General features: G+C 38.2%; 13 protein-coding genes. 7 read left to right on the top strand and 6 right to left on the bottom strand.

Features of this window, described 5'->3' with window-relative positions; genetic code table 11:
- Positions 1-21 precede the first annotated feature (21 nt).
- Complete coding sequence (locus BLW74_RS20700) at positions 22-2,391, bottom strand: outer membrane beta-barrel family protein (protein WP_089696298.1); 2,370 nt, start codon at positions 2,389-2,391, stop codon at positions 22-24.
- Between the two features lie 320 nt (positions 2,392-2,711).
- On the opposite strand from BLW74_RS20700, the gene BLW74_RS20695 reads away from it, so the two are divergent.
- Positions 2,712-4,034, top strand: a complete 1,323-nt coding sequence (locus tag BLW74_RS20695; RefSeq protein WP_089696295.1) for a sensor histidine kinase — start codon at positions 2,712-2,714, stop codon at positions 4,032-4,034.
- Positions 4,024-4,710 (top strand): response regulator transcription factor, encoded by a 687-nt coding sequence (locus BLW74_RS20690; RefSeq protein ID WP_089696292.1) that lies wholly within the window; start codon positions 4,024-4,026, stop codon positions 4,708-4,710. Before BLW74_RS20695 ends, BLW74_RS20690 begins: the two co-directional genes overlap by 11 nt.
- Before the next feature lie 4 nt (positions 4,711-4,714).
- Here the strand turns inward: BLW74_RS20690 and BLW74_RS20685 are convergent, their stop codons facing one another.
- The 4 genes from BLW74_RS20685 to BLW74_RS20670 all read right to left on the bottom strand — a co-directional run bounded on the left by BLW74_RS20685 (position 4,715) and on the right by BLW74_RS20670 (position 9,252).
- On the bottom strand, positions 4,715-5,542 hold the full coding sequence (locus tag BLW74_RS20685; RefSeq protein WP_167358483.1) for an endonuclease/exonuclease/phosphatase family protein: 828 nt from the start codon (positions 5,540-5,542) through the stop codon (positions 4,715-4,717).
- 242 nt (positions 5,543-5,784) lie between these two features.
- Positions 5,785-7,725, bottom strand: coding sequence for a M1 family metallopeptidase (locus BLW74_RS20680; RefSeq protein WP_089696289.1), 1,941 nt, complete (start codon positions 7,723-7,725; stop codon positions 5,785-5,787).
- Between the two features lie 80 nt (positions 7,726-7,805).
- Complete coding sequence (locus BLW74_RS20675) at positions 7,806-8,687, bottom strand: SDR family oxidoreductase (RefSeq protein ID WP_089696284.1); 882 nt, start codon at positions 8,685-8,687, stop codon at positions 7,806-7,808.
- Between the two features lie 154 nt (positions 8,688-8,841).
- Positions 8,842-9,252, bottom strand: a complete 411-nt coding sequence (locus BLW74_RS20670) for a DUF1573 domain-containing protein (RefSeq protein WP_089696281.1) — start codon at positions 9,250-9,252, stop codon at positions 8,842-8,844.
- A gap of 148 nt (positions 9,253-9,400) precedes the next feature.
- On the opposite strand from BLW74_RS20670, the gene BLW74_RS20665 reads away from it, so the two are divergent.
- The 3 genes from BLW74_RS20665 to BLW74_RS20655 all read left to right on the top strand — a co-directional run bounded on the left by BLW74_RS20665 (position 9,401) and on the right by BLW74_RS20655 (position 13,724).
- Complete coding sequence (locus BLW74_RS20665) at positions 9,401-10,654, top strand: sensor histidine kinase (RefSeq protein ID WP_089696278.1); 1,254 nt, start codon at positions 9,401-9,403, stop codon at positions 10,652-10,654.
- A 12-nt stretch (positions 10,655-10,666) separates the two neighbouring features.
- Complete coding sequence (locus tag BLW74_RS20660; RefSeq protein WP_089696274.1) at positions 10,667-11,350, top strand: response regulator transcription factor; 684 nt, start codon at positions 10,667-10,669, stop codon at positions 11,348-11,350.
- A gap of 76 nt (positions 11,351-11,426) precedes the next feature.
- On the top strand, positions 11,427-13,724 hold the full coding sequence (locus tag BLW74_RS20655; RefSeq protein ID WP_089696271.1) for a GH92 family glycosyl hydrolase: 2,298 nt from the start codon (positions 11,427-11,429) through the stop codon (positions 13,722-13,724).
- 138 nt (positions 13,725-13,862) lie between these two features.
- Here the strand turns inward: BLW74_RS20655 and BLW74_RS20650 are convergent, their stop codons facing one another.
- Complete coding sequence (locus BLW74_RS20650; RefSeq protein ID WP_089696268.1) at positions 13,863-15,200, bottom strand: dihydroorotase; 1,338 nt, start codon at positions 15,198-15,200, stop codon at positions 13,863-13,865.
- A gap of 102 nt (positions 15,201-15,302) precedes the next feature.
- Here BLW74_RS20650 and BLW74_RS20645 point away from each other — a divergent pair, with 102 nt between their 5' ends.
- Both BLW74_RS20645 and BLW74_RS20640 read left to right on the top strand, forming a co-directional pair.
- Positions 15,303-16,730 carry an oligosaccharide flippase family protein gene (locus tag BLW74_RS20645; RefSeq protein ID WP_089696265.1) on the top strand — a complete coding sequence of 476 codons (1,428 nt, stop codon included), beginning with the start codon at positions 15,303-15,305 and terminating at the stop codon, positions 16,728-16,730.
- Between the two features lie 148 nt (positions 16,731-16,878).
- Positions 16,879-17,895: a sugar phosphate nucleotidyltransferase gene (locus tag BLW74_RS20640; protein WP_089696262.1), complete on the top strand. Its 1,017-nt coding sequence runs from the start codon at positions 16,879-16,881 to the stop codon at positions 17,893-17,895.
- The last annotated feature ends 63 nt before the right edge of the window (positions 17,896-17,958 follow it).

The following is a 17,958-nucleotide window of genomic DNA, read 5'->3' as shown; positions in this document are numbered from 1 at the left end:
AGATTTTTTATCCTAATTACCTTACAGCCTATCCTGTTCCGCAGTTTTTTTAATGGTTTTTGCATTTTTCACAGCCTGATTTCCAAAGTTGAATTTCAATGAAAATGAAATACCCTGAGCATCGGTATAATCAAGGAAATAATTATCCTGATTGGCATATTTTGTACTGACTTTCTGCCCCGTGGATCTGAAAATATCGGTAAAAATAAGGCTGGCTTCCAGTTTTTTATTCAGGAATTTTCTGTTCATAACAAAATATGCGGACCAGGCAGAGGAAATTCTGAAAGTTCCCTGTATTCCCGGAGAATAGTAACGGTGTCCCATTTCCATTTTCCAATCACTGTTTTTGTCAAGGGTAAAGCTTGTAGAGATGTTTGAGACCCAGTTCCAGACTTTATTCTTATACAGCATTCCGTCAATTCCTTTGAAATAGTTTTCATTATGCTCAAGATTTTCAGACAGGATAATATTCCACCAGGACTTCACCTGAAAATTTTTGTATAAGCTCAATCCAAAAGCTTCTCCTTTTTCAATATTGGTAAAATAATAGATCAGGCTGTTGGTGCTTGGCTCCTGATAGGAGATTTCCATAGACGGATATATTTCTTTCCTGTAGTACCAATCCAGATTCCAGTCTTTCCAGGAATAGGTAAGATTAAGATTATGAATAATGGTCGCTTTCAATTTTGGATCTCCCTGATAATAGGAAAACAGGTTGTAGTAAGATTTTGCAGGATTCAGCCAGGCATAAGAAGGTCTGCTGATTCTTTTCCCGTAAGAGAAACCGAACTCCTGTTTATTTTCTGTGGTATATTGGGCATAGAAGGTGGGGAAGAATTTCCAGTACCTGCTTTTATTGAGTTCATAAGGTTCGGAAACCACCCCTTCAAGGTCTGTCATTTCCGCACGAAGACCTCCTTTGAAATTCCATTTTCCGATATTGTAGGCTAAAGAGGAATACAGGGCAAAATTGTGTTCCTTATAATCAAAAACGCTGCTTTTATCCGGCCGGTACTGTAAAATTCCATTCTCATTATCTGAGAAATCCAGTTTACTGCCGGTTTTTACAAAACTATATTTCGTTCCGGATTCCAGTTCCAGTTTATCCCCTTTCCACTGATAATCAAACTGAGTGGAATATAACTGAACATCCGCTTTATTCTGGGTAAGAAAATTATCTTCTTTTGGTGGCTGCCCTGCAAAGTTCAGATAGGTGATCACATTCTGGTATTTATCCGAATTATTCCCCGTAAAATAACTGATCCAGGAAAGGCTGCTTTTTTTATTGAACTTACGGTCTATCTGAAAGCTCACAGAATTGTTGATGGAACGTGAACGGTGATCATTGATTGTGGTATAATCAGATTCTGCGATATCCTGCCGGTTATAGATCAGCGTAGGAACATGGTAGGTTCCGAAGGACTTTGGAGAAAAATACCCTGAGTAGTTGAGGCTGATATTGGTCAGGCTGTCCAATTCATATTCCGCATTAAAATTCAGGGTATTCTGGTTATTGTTTTTATCCTTCCTGTTCATTGTACTGACCCACCGGGTCTGACTTTCCGGGTAGTTTACATAGTCTGTTCCTTCCCGGTAGTACGTTCCGAGCCCTTTATAATAACTTCCCATAACGGAAAGCTTATTTTTCTTATAATATTGGGAAAGGCCGAAAACACCTTTCGCATATTGTGTCTGCACGTATTTGGATGAGACAATACCGCGGTAGCCTTCAATTTTATTCTTTTTGAGAACGATATTCAAGACCGCACTTCCAGACGCTTCATATTTTGCAGGCGGATTGGTAATCACTTCTACTGATTTTACCTCATCTCCCTGTGTGTTTTCCAGAAGATTTTTAAGTTCATCCCCTGTCAGCATAACTTTTTTATCATTAATAGTCACCAGAATCCCTGTACTTCCTTTTACACTCAATACGCTGTTATTGATGATAACACCGGGTGTATTTTTTAAAATTTCCCAGGCATTGAGCGAAGAAATAGTACTGTTTTCCACATTAAATTCCAGACGGTCCACCTTTCTTTTCACCAATGGCTTTCGTTTCGTCATTACCACTTCATCGATCTCCTGAGATTCTTTTTTAAGAACGATATTCAATGGTTCCGTTTCATTCAAATCCAGTTTTTTCTCAAATAAAGAATATCCCAGATTTTTAACCACCAGCCTTATATTTTGCAGTGGAATATCTTCCAGTACAAATTGTCCGTGATCATCCGTTTTTAATTCTTTGATCAATTCATTTTGAGCATTATATACTTCCACCTTTACTGATGAAAGTTTTTCGTTTTCGCTGTTCACCACTGTCCCTCCTGTTTTTTGTTTCTGGGCCAAAAACAAAACTGGAAAGCACAGTAAAAAAAGAAGTTTATACATGGCTATTTTTTATCCTTAGGGGCAAAACTATTGTCCTGCTCTCCGGGTACAAAATTCTGTATTGAAAGAGAGATTTTCGGTTAACGGTGGGTTAATGATAGGTTAATACCTTTTTCTTTACATAAGAAAACCTGAATTCGTTCCTAATATAAAACGGTGCGGATGGGCATTGATGACCACTCCGGATCACAAAACCAGAAGAATAAATAACTTTTTATATAGCCTTTTATTTTCTAAAATCATATCAATCATCAGGTTAATAAAAGGTTAATGATAAAAATACTATTTCAGTACAATGTTAAAACTTTATCTTTGTTTTAATGATAGCCAAGAGTAAAATTCTGATTTCGGTTTTTGCCGCTCTATTCCTGCTTTTACTGGGAATTCAGGTATATTTTATGTATAAAACCTATCAGGTAAAAGAGAGGGATATCTACAGATCCGTAAATGACGGGCTTACCAATTATACAGACAATCTGGAAGACCTGCAGGAAGTCAAAGAAAGAAATGATGATTCTCTCCAGAAAATCATTATACAGTATCATAATAAGGAGATCAGTAAAAAGGATTTTCTCCGTTATTTCATAGAAAACAGGAAATCTGCCAGAGAAAGGCTGATCCATTATATTAACAGCCGCTACCAGAAGGACGGCTATGAAATTTCGGCAAGAATCAGATATCTTTCCATTATACACCTTCCGGACAGTACAAAAGTAATTACAGAACCCATTAGTATTTTTGAAACACCGGATATCATTAAAAATCCGCGTATTGCCAGCAATGGAAGCTGGGAAACCTCAACCACCAAAAGAGATGATACCGAGAAGGGGCAAGTCGAAAAAAAGGACACTTTCCTTGTTAAAACCCAGACTGATTTTGAGATCAGAAATATAAAGAGTATTGTTTTCAAAGAACTTACCTTACTGATCATTTGTTGTGTAATTCTTCTTTCCGGCGTTCTTCTGCTTTACATTTTTACCATCAGAAACCTGATCCGGCAGCAAAAACAGGTAGAAGTTCTCCACACCATTGTGGATAATATTTCCCATGAGTTCAAAACTCCGATCGCTACGTTAAAAATCGCTTCCAGGGCATTAAAAAAAGAATGGAATTCCGAGACGCTTCCGCTTATCGACAGACAGATTTCACGGCTTGAAAGTCTGATGTTTCAACTTCATCAGGATGAAATGCCGGATGCAATCACTGCCATACAGCATTCGGACTGGAGTTTTTTCATACAGGACCTCTCGGTTACTTACCCGAATACTGATTTTAAACTCAAAAATTCAGCTTCACAAAGCCTTCCTTTCGATAAAAACCTGATGGAAACGGTAATTAAGAATCTTTGTGAAAACAGTGTGAAATACGGGTCCTCTGTTGTAAAAATAGATATCCACAACGTTTCTCAGCAATTAGAAATTGAAGTTTCTGACAACGGCCACGGAATGGAAACAGAAGAACTGAACAACATTTTTGAAAAATTCTACAGAATACAGAATAACAATATTCACAACAGCAAAGGGCTTGGGCTTGGACTTTATTTCGTGAAGAAAATTATCACCAATTATAGCGGAAAAATAGAGGTTTCCAGTCAGCCTAAAGCAGGCAGTACTTTTAAAATATCAGTTCCTTATGAAAACTAAAATCCTTCTGGCAGAAGATGATCCTGATTTCGGAATGATTCTGAAGCAGTATCTTGAATTGGAAGATTTTGAAGTCAGCTGGTTTCAGAATCCTGAAGAAGTAGTATCCTTAATTGAGGACGATTTTCCTTTTCAGATAGGAATTCTGGATGTGATGATGCCTCACATAGACGGGTTCTCTCTGGCTAAAATGATCCTTAAAGAAAGAAGTAAATTCCCGTTATTATTTTTAACAGCAAAAAATCAAAAAATAGACCGGCTGACCGGATTAAAAATAGGAGCAGACGATTATATCGCGAAACCCTGTGACCCGGAAGAACTCGTTTTAAGACTTAAAAATATTCTCAGGAGAACGCTTCCTTCAGCTGCAGAAAGCCAAATAAGAATAGGAGCGTTTTCGCTGGACACGGCTAAACTTCTGTTGTCACATCCTAACGGAAACAACCGGCTGACCATACGCGAGCAAGAGCTGCTACTGTATCTTCTGAAACATAATCGCAGCATTATTACAAGAGATAATATCCTGGATAACCTTTGGGAAACCAATGATTACTTTACGGGAAGAAGTCTTGATGTGTTCATCAGCAGACTTCGTAAATATTTCAACAGTGATCCTCAAATAAAAATCCAATCCCTGAGAGGAATTGGATTTGAAGTTGATTTTCCAATCCACTGATTTTTTACAGAGAAAGATTCACAATCACCGGGAAATGGTCTGACGGATACAGAAGATTTTCTCTTCTGTCATTAATGTGTCTGTGTGATTTTATCTTAAAGCCTTGTGTAAAAATATAATCAATTCTCTCTTTTGGAACTTCATTTACATTAAAACCTGTGAAAGTTCCTGCGGGACCGTAATGTTTGGTTTCTGAATGGTAGAAAGTATCTTTCATATTCTGGGAAAGAATTTTAATCGGTTCAGAATCATCCGTCAGGTTAAAGTCTCCGCTTAATGTTACGGGAAGATTCCCTGGATTCAGTTCTTTGATTTTTTTCAGGATCAGCTCAGAAGATTTTACTCTTGCTACATTGCCTACATGATCAAAATGAAGATTCATCGCCAGGAATTCTTTTTTTGATTTTTTATCTTTAAACAGGGCATAGGTACAGATTCTGTTCAGCGCCGCATCCCATCCTTTTGAGGGTTTCTCCGGAGTTTCAGACAGCCAGAATGTTCCTGATTTTACGACTTCAAGTTTGTTCTTATCATAAAAAATAGCTGAAAACTCACCTTTTTCTTTGCCGTCGTCTCTTCCAACTCCTATGTACTCATAATTCTTTAAACTACTTTTAATATCTTTCATCTGTTCCGGCAGCGCTTCCTGTACACCGAAGTAATCCGGATGATAATAGGTCAGCAAATCAGCAACGTCCTGCTTTCTTTTCGGCCAGGCATTGTCTTTATCCGACTCTACATTCAGCCTGATATTAAAACTCATTACGGTAAGGTCCTGTGAAAATCCCAATGCAAAAAGCATCAGAAACACCATTGAAAATCTGAAATTCATATTTTATTATATCAATAAGAGACAAAAATAATACTTCTCTGTGACAGAAATACTTTATTGATATGATTATATTGTTAAATTATCTGTTTCTTCTCCGGTAAACACAAAATATTCCTGAAATTTGGCTGCGTCAATAAAATAAAAGCCCGGGCTTACCATGGTAAGCCCGGGCTTTGTACTGTATATTTATATCAACTTAAGATCGTAAATCTTCGCGTTACATTTAAATAAATTGAATATTCCTATGCAGGTTTTTTGCTGTTGTTTTCCAGATTCACATCAGGCACTACAGAATCCGGATCCAGTTTCACCTCATCGAGTTCCTTATTAGAATCTACTTTGAATGTCCATTCTTTATTTCTTTTCCAGACTTCTACAGGGATATTTACGATTTGTGCCGTACCATCTTTGAATTTCAGCTGAACGGTTGCAGGCATTGGTAACTGTCCAATATTCTCCACGGTAATCTGAACTCCGTTTTTAAAGTTTCCGTTGACATATTGTACGTTTTTAACTGCCTGATCAATTTTCCATTTGTTAAAGAACCATCCTCTCCAGAACCAGTTCAGTTCTTCTCCGGAAACGTTTTCCATCGTATGGAAGAAATCCCAGGGAGTTGGGTGTTTGAATGCCCAACGGTCTATATAGGTTCTGAAGGCTTTATCAAATTTCTCTGGCCCCAGAATAGCTTCTCTTAAAACATCCAGACCAGTTCCCGGCTTATAGTAAGCCAATGCTCCGATGTTCCTTTCTTTCATATTGTCCGGTCCCACCATTACAGGCTCCAGACTATCGGTCAAGAGATAAGTCCCTGATCTTGCCAGATTCGGCTTGCGGTAATACTCCCCTTTGTTGAAAGCTTCGGTTGAAAGTCCGTTGATGAATGTATTAAACCCTTCATCCATCCATGCGAAAAGCCTTTCATTAGATCCAACGATCATAGGGAACCAGTTGTGTCCGAATTCATGGTCTGTAACGCCCCAAAGGTCTTCCCCTTTGGAATCCATGTGGCAGAATACGATCCCCGGATATTCCATTCCTCCTTCATTTCCTGCTACATTGGTGGCAGCCGGATAGGTATACTCATACCATTTCTTTGAGTAATGCTCTATAGCAGCCTTGGTATATTCGGTAGATCTTCCCCATGCTTTTTCCCCTGCACTTTCTACAGGATAAGCTGAAATAGCCAGGGATTTCTTTCCGCTTGGCAGATTAATTTTTGCGGCATCCAATATAAACCCGGCTGATGAGGCCCAGGCAAAATCTCTTGCCTGCGTAATTTTGAATTTCCATGTTTTTGTACCGGAAGCTTTATTTTTACCGATCTCAGATTCAGGACGGATCATAACTGTCTTGTCACTGTTTCTTGCCTGGTTCCATCTGCTGATTTCTTCTTTACTGTAGACTTCTTTTTCATTAAGAAGTTCTCCGGATGCTACCACATAGTGATTGGCCGGAACAGTGATATTGGCCGTAATATTTCCATATTCCAGATAAAACTCCGAAGCTCCAAGGTAAGGAAGCGTATTCCATCCCATGACATCATCATACACGCACATTCTCGGATACCATTGTGCCATGGTAAAGATTTTCCCGTTTTTAGTATCCTGAATTCCCATTCTGTCCGAGCCGTATTCCGGAGAGATAAATGAATATTCAATTTCAATTTTGGCCACCCCTCCATTCGCTTTGAGTTCTTTTGGAAGGTCAATCTGCATTCTTGTATCGGTGATGGTATATTTTACCTCTGTTTTTCCATCCAGTTTAACGGATTTAATTCTATACCCTCCATTAAATTCTTCACCGTGAGCTCCATTTCTGCTTCCGGAAAGCGGCACTACTGCATTTCCTCTGGAATCTTTAGCAAAAAGATTCTGATCCAGCTGCAGCCAGAGAAAGCCTAATTTATCAGGACTGTTATTGGTGTAGGTAATTTGTGCCGTGCCTGTAATCTCTTTTTTGTCTTCATTCAGGCTGACATTCAAATGATAATCTGCTGAATTCTGCCAATAAGCATGCCCCGGCTGTCCGCTTGCAGAACGGGTTGCCGTACCTGTCTGCGGATAGAAAAACGGTTTAAAAGCTTCTACATAATCATACTTTGGAGTTTCCTGTGCGTATACAGAACCTGAAAACAGCAGTACTGCAACAGTGGAAACAAGGATTGGAAGTTTACAATTCATTTGAAATAATATTTACTACATAGGTAAAAAAACTCCCGGATTTGTTACACATCCGGGAGTTTTTTTAATATAAGTTTAATTTAATTCGATTTTTTCGCTTTAATCATTGCTTCCAGTGCATCCCACATTTCTTTGGGAATTGCTTCAAGCATGTTAAATTCTCCGGCTCCCTGAAGCCATTCTCCACCATCAATAGTTACCACTTCTCCATTCATATATGCTGAATAATCTGAAACCAGATAAGCGGCAAGGTTCGCAAGCTCCTGATGTTCCCCTACTCTTCTCAACGGAACTTTTTTCTTCATATCAAATTTCTCCTGAAGATCTCCCGGAAGAAGTCTGTCCCAGGCTCCTTTTGTAGGGAATGGTCCCGGAGCAATAGCATTGAAACGGATTCCGTACTTTGCCCATTCTACCGCCAGTGATCTGGTCATTGCCAGAACCCCTGCTTTTGCACAGGCTGATGGGACTACAAAAGCAGAACCTGTCCATGCGTAGGTTGTTACAATATTCAGAACAGTTCCCGGTGTTTTAGAATCTATCCAGTGTTTTCCTACCGAAAGGGTACAGTTTTTTGTTCCTTTCAAAACGATGTCCAGAATAGAATCAAACGCGGAATGAGTCAGTTTTTCTGTAGGAGAAATAAAGTTACCGGCAGCATTATTGAGCAAAATATCAATTTTTCCGAATTCTTTCAGGGCTGCTTCTTTCATGGCTTCCACCTCATCCCAGTTTCTTACATCACAAGCCACACAAAGTACTTTACCTCCTGTTTCATCTTCCAGCTCCTTCGCTGTTGTCTGTAATTTTTCCAGATTTCTGGAAGTAATTACCACTTTGGCACCCAGTTCAAGAAAGTATTTGGTCATCGCTTTACCAAGGCCGCTTCCGCCTCCTGTTACAATTGCTACTTTATCTTTTAGTGCACCTTCGCGCAGCATAGGTTGTGTATATAGACTCATAAAATATTTTTTCTTAAAAATAATAAATAATGAAATGCAATCCTTTAAAATAGGCTGATAAATAATGCTGCAAATAATTATTCATGATGGTATTGGGCAAGAAAATAGCCTGATATTACTTTACCAGGCTATTTTTATTTTAAAAAACAATGTATTAAGAAGCTACCACTCCTTTGAATGAAAGTGTTTTAGGAGTTTTGCTGTCACTTGTCGTAACGTTTACAGTTTTCATAAACGGACCTACAGCCGCTGCGTTATAACTCGCTTCTACAAACCCTTTTTTACCTGGCTGGATAGGCGTTTTTGTATAGTCTGCAGTTGTACATCCACATGAAGGTGCTACATTCTGAATAATGATTGGTTTTGAACTTGTATTCGTAAATTCAAATCTGATCAATTTTGGTTTTCCCTGAGGAATATTTCCTACATCTATAGATTCCGATTTCCATTTAATGGCATCCGCTACCATTTTTACAATAGCTGGGGCATCTGCAGAAAGTACATTCGCATAAAAAGGCGAAAATGCCAAAACGGCCAAAAGAGCTGTAATTTTTAGTTTTTTCATGAGTATAAATTTTAATATTATTTTATTTCGGTATAACAAATGTAAAGCAGAACATCATTACCACTTGTTAACCGGTATCTAACATTTGTTAATAAGTTGTTAATGATAAAAGATAAATAGATATTTTTGGATAATATTGTTTCAGGAAATGAAAATAAAAAGACTCAATATTATCATAACCCTGGGATTTGTTGCTATTATCGGAATTTTAATAGCACAACTGATGTGGACCCGCCAGGCTTATAATCTTGAAGATAAAAAATTTAACCAGAAGGTTAATATTGCCTTAATGGAAGTTGCCGAAAAGCTGTCCGGAGGAAAAACGTCCTATACGGAAAACCCTGTTCAGAATATTGCCAATGACTATTATGTGGTGAATATCAACAATGAATTTCATCCCGTAGTTCTTGAATACTACCTGAAAACAGAATTTACCCGCTTTCAGATCAATACAGATTACGTATATGCGCTATACAACTGCCACAGTGATAAAATGGTGTACGGAAAATATATGACTTCCCACCAGGAAAGCCCGGGCAATAAGGTGATCAATTTTCCCAAGCACAAAAATCTGATCTATTACTTTTCCATCCGTTTTCCGGATAAAACAACGTACCTGATCAGTTCATTAAGATTTTGGTACCTCCTTACATTTGCTCTCATTATCATTCTTCTGGTATATGTATATTCTATCTATACCATCATCCAGCAGAAGAAATTTTCAGAGCTGCAGCGTGATTTTATTAATAATATGACCCACGAGTTTAAAACGCCATTGTCTTCAATTCTTTTAGCTTCGGAAGCGCTTAATAAGCAGGAAATGGTACAGGAAAACTCTAAATTGCAGACGTATACTTCCATTATTATTAATCAAAGTCATAAGCTCAACAGTCATATTGAGAAAATATTGAATATTGCTAAGAACGATGCCGCCGGATTGTCATTAAAACCTCAAAAAATTCTGCTTCTTCCTTTTATTCAGGAGATTACAGACAGTATAGAGCAAAAGAATAAAGACCTCAGCATTGAAATTGATATTGAAAACAGCACTTCCGTGATGGCTGATGAATTTCACTTTACGAATATCATTTACAACCTTTTGGATAACTCCATTAAATATTGTGAAACAAATCCTGTGATCAAAATTTCTGCTCATAAAGATTCAAAAGGCTTATATTTAAAGTTCAAAGACAACGGAATGGGCATTCCCGCTAAAAATATTCCTCATATTTTTGAAAAATTTTACCGGGTACATACCAAAAGAAGCGAAGAAGTAAATGGTTTTGGGCTGGGCCTATTTTATGTAAAAAAAGTAGTTCAGCAGCATCACTGGAAGATCTCTGTGGAAAATAATGAAGACAGAGGAATTACTACAACACTCTTCTTTCCGTTTTCAAACTAATTATGTGTAAGTATGGAGAAATCTAAAATTTTATATGCCGAAGATGACCAAACAATCGCTTTTCTGGTGGAAGACAGTCTGGAAAGTTATTATGATATCAGCTGTTATTCTGACGGAGAATCAGCATTGGAAGCATTTAACACTCAGTATTTCGATATTTGTCTGCTGGATATTATGATGCCCGGCATGAACGGATTTGATGTAGCACAGCAAATCCGCAGTAAAAATTCTGAAATCCCGATTATTTTCATCTCTGCAAAGGCTTTAAAAGAAGACCGGATCAAAGGACTTAAAATAGGAGCAGATGACTATCTCGTAAAGCCGTTCAGTATTGAGGAACTGATGCTGAAGATTGAAGTTTTTCTGAAACGCACCAAGAAAACAGATACAGCTCCGCTAAAATATAAGGTGGGCAAATATGATTTTGATCCTAAAAACTATACTCTGACAGGAACCGGGAACAACATTACCCTCACCCAAAGGGAATCTGACCTTCTTTTATATTTCATCCGCCACAAAAACCTGGTGGTCAAAAGACAGGACATCCTGAAAGCCATCTGGGGCGATGACGACTATTTTATGGGACGAAGTCTTGATGTATTTATCTCCCGTTTACGAAAAGTATTAGCAGAAGAACAGAATGTTTTAATAGAGAACCTGCACGGAATAGGCTTCCGTTTTTCAGAAAAAGAATAGAGCTTATTCAAATTTCTACAAAATACCACCGCAAATGATGATTTTAATTAATTTTAAACTTTGAAAATGATCATTAATGAAACATCACAGATCTACTGTTTTTCTAATTCTTTTATGTGTAGCCGCACAGTTTAAGGCTCAAAAATTCGAAAAATTAATACAATATGTCAATCCTCTCATCGGAACCGAAAAGATGGGACATACTTATCCTGGTGCCACTGTTCCTTTTGGTGCGGTTCAGCTGAGCCCTGAAACGGATACTGTTTCTTATGAACTGAACGGAAAATACAACGGGGAGGTTTATAAATACTGCGCCGGTTACCGTTATGAGGATAAAACCATTGTAGGCTTCAGCTCTACCCACTTCAGCGGAACAGGGCATTCTGACCTTGGAGATTTTCTGGTGATGCCTACCGTAGGAAAACTGCAGTTGAACCCGGGAACGGCTTCCAATCCGGAAAGCGGTTACAGGAGCAGATTTTCACACCGGAACGAAACGGCTGAAGCCGGATATTATAAAGTAAAGCTGGATGATTACAATATTCTGGCAGAACTTACAGCAACACCGCGAGTGGGAATTCACCGCTATACTTTTCCAAAGTCTGACCAGGCTCATATTATTCTGGATCTGATGGCCGGCATTTATAACTATGACGGAAAAAATGTCTGGACCTATGTACGCGTAGAAAATGGAAATACCCTTACAGGCTACCGTCAGACCAACGGCTGGGCAAGAACCAGAACCGTTTATTTCGCTATGAAATTTTCGAAACCTTTTAAATCTTACGGCCAGAAAAACTATGATGAAAAGCAGGTTTACAAAGGATTTTGGAGAAAATTTGACCAAAATCAGAACTTCCCGGAAATCGCAGGTAAGAATCTGAAAATGTTTTTTGATTTTGACACTCATGAAAATGAAAGTATTGAAGTAAAGCTCGCCATTTCTCCTGTCAGCCAGACCAATGCTATGGATAACCTGGAAAAAGAAACGGGCAACGTTACTTTTGATCAGGCTAAAGCTCAGGCTCAGAACAATTGGAATAAAGAATTAAATAAAATTGTCATCAAGGGTTCAGATACAGAAAAAACGAATTTTTACACTGCCATGTACCATACGTTCATTAATCCTACTACTTATATGGATGTTAATGGAGAATATAAAGGTCTTGATCAGAATGTTCACAAGGCAGATGGCTTTACCAATTACACAACGTTCTCTCTATGGGACACTTACCGCACATTGCATCCTTTCTTTAATATCATTCAGCCTAAGCGAAATGGTGATATGGTAAAATCTATGATGGCTCATTATAATCAGTTTTCGATGAAAATGCTGCCAATCTGGTCACATTACGCCAATGACAACTGGTGCATGAGTGGCTATCACAGTGTAAGCGTGGTTGCTGATGCCATTATTAAAGGAAATTATGACGGTGATCCTGAAGAAGCCTTAAAAGCCTGCATAGAAACTGCTAATAAGAGAAATTACGAAGGCATTGGGCAGTACATTGATCTCGGATATATTCCGGCAGAGAAAAACGGGACTTCAGTTTCCAATACTTTGGAGTATGCCTATGATGACTGGGCTATTGCTCAGCTGGCAAAACATCTGAACAAAACAGAAATCTACAATCAGTTTATCAAAAGATCTGAAAACTGGAAAAACAATTTTGACAAAACGATCGGATTTATGCGTCCGCGTCTGGCTGATGGAAGCTTCAAAAAAGATTTTGATGTATTAAGTACACACGGACAAGGTTTCATTGAAGGAAACTCATGGAACTACAGCTTCTTTGTTCCGCAGAATCCGGAGGAGCTGATTACGCTGATGGGTGGCAAGAAGAAGTTCGCTTCAAAACTTGATGAGCTGTTCACCATGCATTTACCTGATGAATTCTTTGCAGATACTGAAGATATTACCCGCGAAGGAATTATCGGCGGATATGTTCATGGTAACGAACCAGCCCACCATGTTGCTTATTTGTATAACTGGGCAGGGCAGCCGTGGAAAGCACAGGCTCAAATCCGACGCATTTTGGAAATGCAGTATAAAGCAGCACCGGACGGACTGGGAGGAAATGATGATGCCGGACAAATGAGCGCATGGTATATTTTGAGTTCATTAGGGTTTTATCCTGTAGCGCCCGGTTCAGAAGATTATTCTATCGGAAGCCCTGCGGTTGATAACGCTGTATTGAATCTGGAAAACGGAAAAACTTTCGAAATAGAAGCCATCAATCAAAGCCCGAAAAACGTATATGTTCAGAAAGTTCTTCTGAATGGAAAAGAGATTAAGAATTTTACGTTGAAACATTCTGAGATGATGAATGGTGGAAAACTTACTTTTTATATGGGAAGTAAAGCGAAGAAGTAAGAAGGCGAAGGGTTAAAATAATAAGTTTTGGCTGAAACCACTGGAAGATGAAATAGAATATAAAGAGAGCGGGCTAAAGCCCGCTCCTATTGAATTATTGTAACAATCTCCTAATGTGAGACTATATTTGTCTATTTATTAATCCCTCGCTTCAAAAAGCAATCGCTCACCGAATTTCTCTTCTGCAATTTTTCCGTTGTCATACACCAGATGTCCGTTCACAAACGTATGCGTAACTTTAGAATGGAAGTTCATTCCCTCCAGTGGGCTCCAACCGCATTTGTACAGTAAATTATCTTTGGAAACCGTCCAGTCTTCATTAAGATCTACTACAACCAAATCTGCTTTATATCCTTCTCTCACATACCCTCTTTTTTCAACTTTGAAAAGGATTGCCGGATTATGGCACATCTTTTCAACGATTTTCTCAAGGGAAATTTTATCGTTTTTATAGTTTTCAAGCATTACCACCAGTGAATGCTGCACTAATGGTGCCCCCGAAGGGCATTTTGTATACACATTATCTTTTTCTTCTGCAGTATGTGGCGCATGGTCTGTGGCAATCACATCAATTCTGTCGTCCAGCAATGCTTCCCAAAGTGCATCCTTATCTTTTTGTGTCTTTACAGCAGGATTCCATTTGATAAGACTTCCCCTTGTTTCATAATCTTCATTCGTAAAAGTAAGGTGATGTACACATACCTCAGCGGTAATTTTTTTATCCTGTAAAGGAATATCATTCCGGAAAAGTTCCATTTCCTTTGCTGTAGAAAGGTGGAAAACATGAAGTCTAGCGCCCGTTTTCTTCGCAAGTTCAATAGCTTTGGAAGACGATTTACAACATGCTTCTTCACTTCGTATCAAATGATGGAATTTTACAGGTATATCATCCCCGTATTCATCCATATACTTTTGAGTATTCGCCCTGATCGTAGCTTCATCTTCGCAGTGAACCGCAATCAGCATTTTAGTATTGCTGAAAATATTTTCCAGTGTTTCAGGATTATCTACCAGCATATTTCCTGTAGATGAACCTAAGAATAATTTGATTCCGGGAACATTTCTGGGATTGGTTTTTAACACCTCCTCCAGATTATCATTGGTTCCTCCCATCATAAAACCATAGTTGGCATACGCTTTTTGAGAAGCAATCTCATATTTATCTGCTAACAGCTCCTGAGTAACAGCATTGGGAACCGTATTAGGCTGATCTATAAAACTGGTAATACCTCCGGCAATCGCAGCTCTTGATTCACTTTCAATATCTCCTTTATGGGTAAGTCCCGGCTCACGGAAGTGCACCTGATCATCAATCACTCCCGGAAGAAGATACTTTCCCGAACCATCAATGATCTGATCTGCATCTTCGGAAATACCGGCGGCTATCGTAGCGATTAAATCATTTTCTATAAGGATATCGCTTTCAAAGACTTTTCCTTCGTTAACGATATTTACGTTTTTTATAAGAACTTTCATTTCGATTTATTTCCCCACAAAATTAAGATTTTAAGTTTTAATTCACTCCAAAATCGTCAAACGAATGCTTAAAGTTTTACATTTGCAAAAAAAATTTCGGCTTTGTACAAAAAACTATTAGGACAGACAATCATCTACGGAGCAGGTGCCATAGCACCCAGAATTATTTTATTCATTCTGAATCCACTTTTGATCTATAAGATTCCCAATGAAGGTTTTGCGATTTTCACACAGCTTTATGCGTGGATTTCGTTTGTGAATATCATTCTTTCTTTTGGCTTTGAAACGGCGTATTTCCGCTTTTCAGCGGAAGATGGCAATGAAAAGAGAACATTCAATACTTCATTCTGGTTTTTGTTTTCAACCTCTACGGCTTTTCTTGCCTTGTGCTATTTGCTCAATCAGCCTATTGCAGATTATCTGGGTTATCATGATAACCCGGAATACATCAGATGGTTTGCCTTAATTGCCTTTTTCGACAACTTATTGGTAATCCCGTTTGCGTGGCTGCGTTTTCATAATAAACCCATTAAATATTCTGCGGTAAGAGTTGTTCAGGCTATTTTTCAGGCAGTTTTCACAGCCGCATTATTCTTCTGGATTCCGGAAAATATATCAAGAAGCATGGGGCTTGATCAGAATGTAGATTATCCGTTTTTCAGTAACCTGGCAGGAAGCGCTCTGGGTTTTTTACTGCTGCTGCCTGTTATATTGAAAGTAAGACTTCAGTTCGTAACATCATTGTTCGGACGTATGATCAAATATTCATTCCCGCTGATGCTGGCAGGTCTTGCTTTTATGGTGAATGAGAACTTTGATAAATCCATTCAGAGAAATTATATTTCAGACGAGCAGGCGGGGGCTTATGGCGGCTGCTATAAACTCGCTGTACTGATGACATTATTCGTTACGGCTTACAGGATGGGTATTGAGCCCTTCTTCTTTAAACAAATGGATAAAGGAGACGCCAAGAAAACCTACGCCAAAGTTGCTGAATATTTTGCATTTTTTGCCTGTGCTGTAGCCCTGGGAATTATTGCCAATATTTCCTGGCTGAAAGCTGTTTTTATCCCCAATAAGTCTTATTGGATCGCCATTGATATCATCCCGATCATTGTTATTGCCAATCTTTGTTTCGGAATTTATTACAACTTTTCCACCTGGTATAAGGTAACAGACAGAACGGGTGTAGGAACTTTTATTTCATGGCTTGGAGCAGGGATCAATATTGCATTTAATCTTTTAGCCTTAAATTATTACCACAGCATGATCGGGTCTGCATGGGCTACTTTCGGAGCGTATATTATGATGATGATTGTCTCTTATCTGCTGGGACAGAAGTACTATCCTATTCCTTACAGAATGAAGAAAATGTCTTTTTTTCTGATTCTTCTGGGAGTCTTTAGCTTCATTATAGTAAAATATCTAGATTATAATATCATAACGAGTAATTTACTATTTTTGGCCTTCACAGGAATTTTAATTTATTCTGAAAAAGATTTGATTGTATCGAGAATCAGAAAGAATTAAACTTTGGTCTTCATTTTGCTAACAACAAGCCTGTCATTAATGTAAACAAATAGTAAAAAGATATAAATCATAGCCTGACAAAGGTTTTAATTATTATCTTTAACCTTAATATAAAAAACAACTAATAAAAACATCTTTTATATAATTTATGAAAATTATTGTTCCTATGGCTGGACGTGGTTCCAGATTACGTCCTCATACATTAACAGTTCCAAAACCTCTTATTCCTATTGCAGGAAAACCTATCGTACAGAGATTGGTGGAAGATATTGCTAAAGTGGCAGGAGAAAACATTGAAGAAGTAGCATTTATCATTGGAGATTTTGGTCCTGAGATTGAAAAATCTCTTATTCAGATTGCTGAAAAGCTGGGAGCAAAAGGAAGTATTTATTATCAGAATGATCCTCTTGGAACCGCTCATGCCATCAAGTGTGCCGAGCAGTCTATGCAGGGAGATGTTGTGATTGCATTTGCTGATACTCTTTTCCGTGCAGATTTCCAATTAGATAAGAATTCAGATGGTGTCATCTGGGTAAAAAGCGTAGAAGATCCGTCTGCTTTCGGAGTGGTAAAGCTGGATAATTACGGTTTCATTACAGATTTTGTTGAAAAACCGCAGACTTTCGTTTCTGATCTTGCCATTATCGGGATCTATTACTTCAACAGCGCAGAAAAGCTGATGGATGAGATCAACTACATTATGGATAATGATATTAAAAACGGAGGCGAATATCAATTGACAACAGCCCTTGAAAACCTTAGAGCTAAAGGAGCAAAATTCACCCTTGGAAAAGTAAATGACTGGATGGACTGCGGCAACAAAAATGCTACCGTAGAAACCAACAGCAAAATTCTTGAATATGAAAGAGAAGAGATGAAGAATTATCCGGCTTCTGCGGTCATTGAAAACTCTCTCATTATTCAGCCATGCTTTATTGGTGAAAATGTGAAAATCTCCAATTCTAAAGTAGGGCCCGGAGTTTCATTGGGAAATAATACCACTGTTGTAAATTCCAATATCGAAAACTCTTTGATTCAGGAAAATACAAAGATCAATCATGGGAACCTTTCCAACTCTATGATCGGTAATTCTGCACAGTATTTCGGAGTTGCAAGAGAAATTTCCCTAGGAGATTACTCCGTTCTAGATTTTCTTTCTAAATAAAAATAGAAATTATTTCATTTAAACAAAATATCATCAGGCCACACAAAATCTTTTGTGTGGTTT

Source organism: Chryseobacterium culicis (assembly GCF_900108365.1).
Lineage (GTDB): Bacteria > Bacteroidota > Bacteroidia > Flavobacteriales > Weeksellaceae > Chryseobacterium > Chryseobacterium culicis.
Note: the sequence above shows the minus strand (reverse complement) of the source record. Positions and strands in the feature narration are given on the sequence as shown.

Excerpts from the sequence above, each read along its gene's own strand:
- BLW74_RS20685 (WP_167358483.1), bottom strand. The coding sequence starts at position 5,542 with ATGAATTTCAGATTTTCAATGGTGTTTCTGATGCTTTTTGCATTGGGA.
- BLW74_RS20695 (WP_089696295.1), top strand. The coding sequence starts at position 2,712 with ATGATAGCCAAGAGTAAAATTCTGATTTCGGTTTTTGCCGCTCTATTC.
- BLW74_RS20675 (WP_089696284.1), bottom strand. The coding sequence starts at position 8,687 with ATGAGTCTATATACACAACCTATGCTGCGCGAAGGTGCACTAAAAGAT.
- BLW74_RS20670 (WP_089696281.1), bottom strand. The coding sequence starts at position 9,252 with ATGAAAAAACTAAAAATTACAGCTCTTTTGGCCGTTTTGGCATTTTCG.
- BLW74_RS20665 (WP_089696278.1), top strand. The coding sequence starts at position 9,401 with ATGAAAATAAAAAGACTCAATATTATCATAACCCTGGGATTTGTTGCT.
- BLW74_RS20640 (WP_089696262.1), top strand. The coding sequence starts at position 16,879 with ATGAAAATTATTGTTCCTATGGCTGGACGTGGTTCCAGATTACGTCCT.
- BLW74_RS20700 (WP_089696298.1), bottom strand. The coding sequence starts at position 2,391 with ATGTATAAACTTCTTTTTTTACTGTGCTTTCCAGTTTTGTTTTTGGCC.
- BLW74_RS20680 (WP_089696289.1), bottom strand. The coding sequence starts at position 7,725 with ATGAATTGTAAACTTCCAATCCTTGTTTCCACTGTTGCAGTACTGCTG.
- BLW74_RS20655 (WP_089696271.1), top strand. The coding sequence starts at position 11,427 with ATGAAACATCACAGATCTACTGTTTTTCTAATTCTTTTATGTGTAGCC.
- BLW74_RS20660 (WP_089696274.1), top strand. The coding sequence starts at position 10,667 with ATGGAGAAATCTAAAATTTTATATGCCGAAGATGACCAAACAATCGCT.
- BLW74_RS20690 (WP_089696292.1), top strand. The coding sequence starts at position 4,024 with ATGAAAACTAAAATCCTTCTGGCAGAAGATGATCCTGATTTCGGAATG.
- BLW74_RS20650 (WP_089696268.1), bottom strand. The coding sequence starts at position 15,200 with ATGAAAGTTCTTATAAAAAACGTAAATATCGTTAACGAAGGAAAAGTC.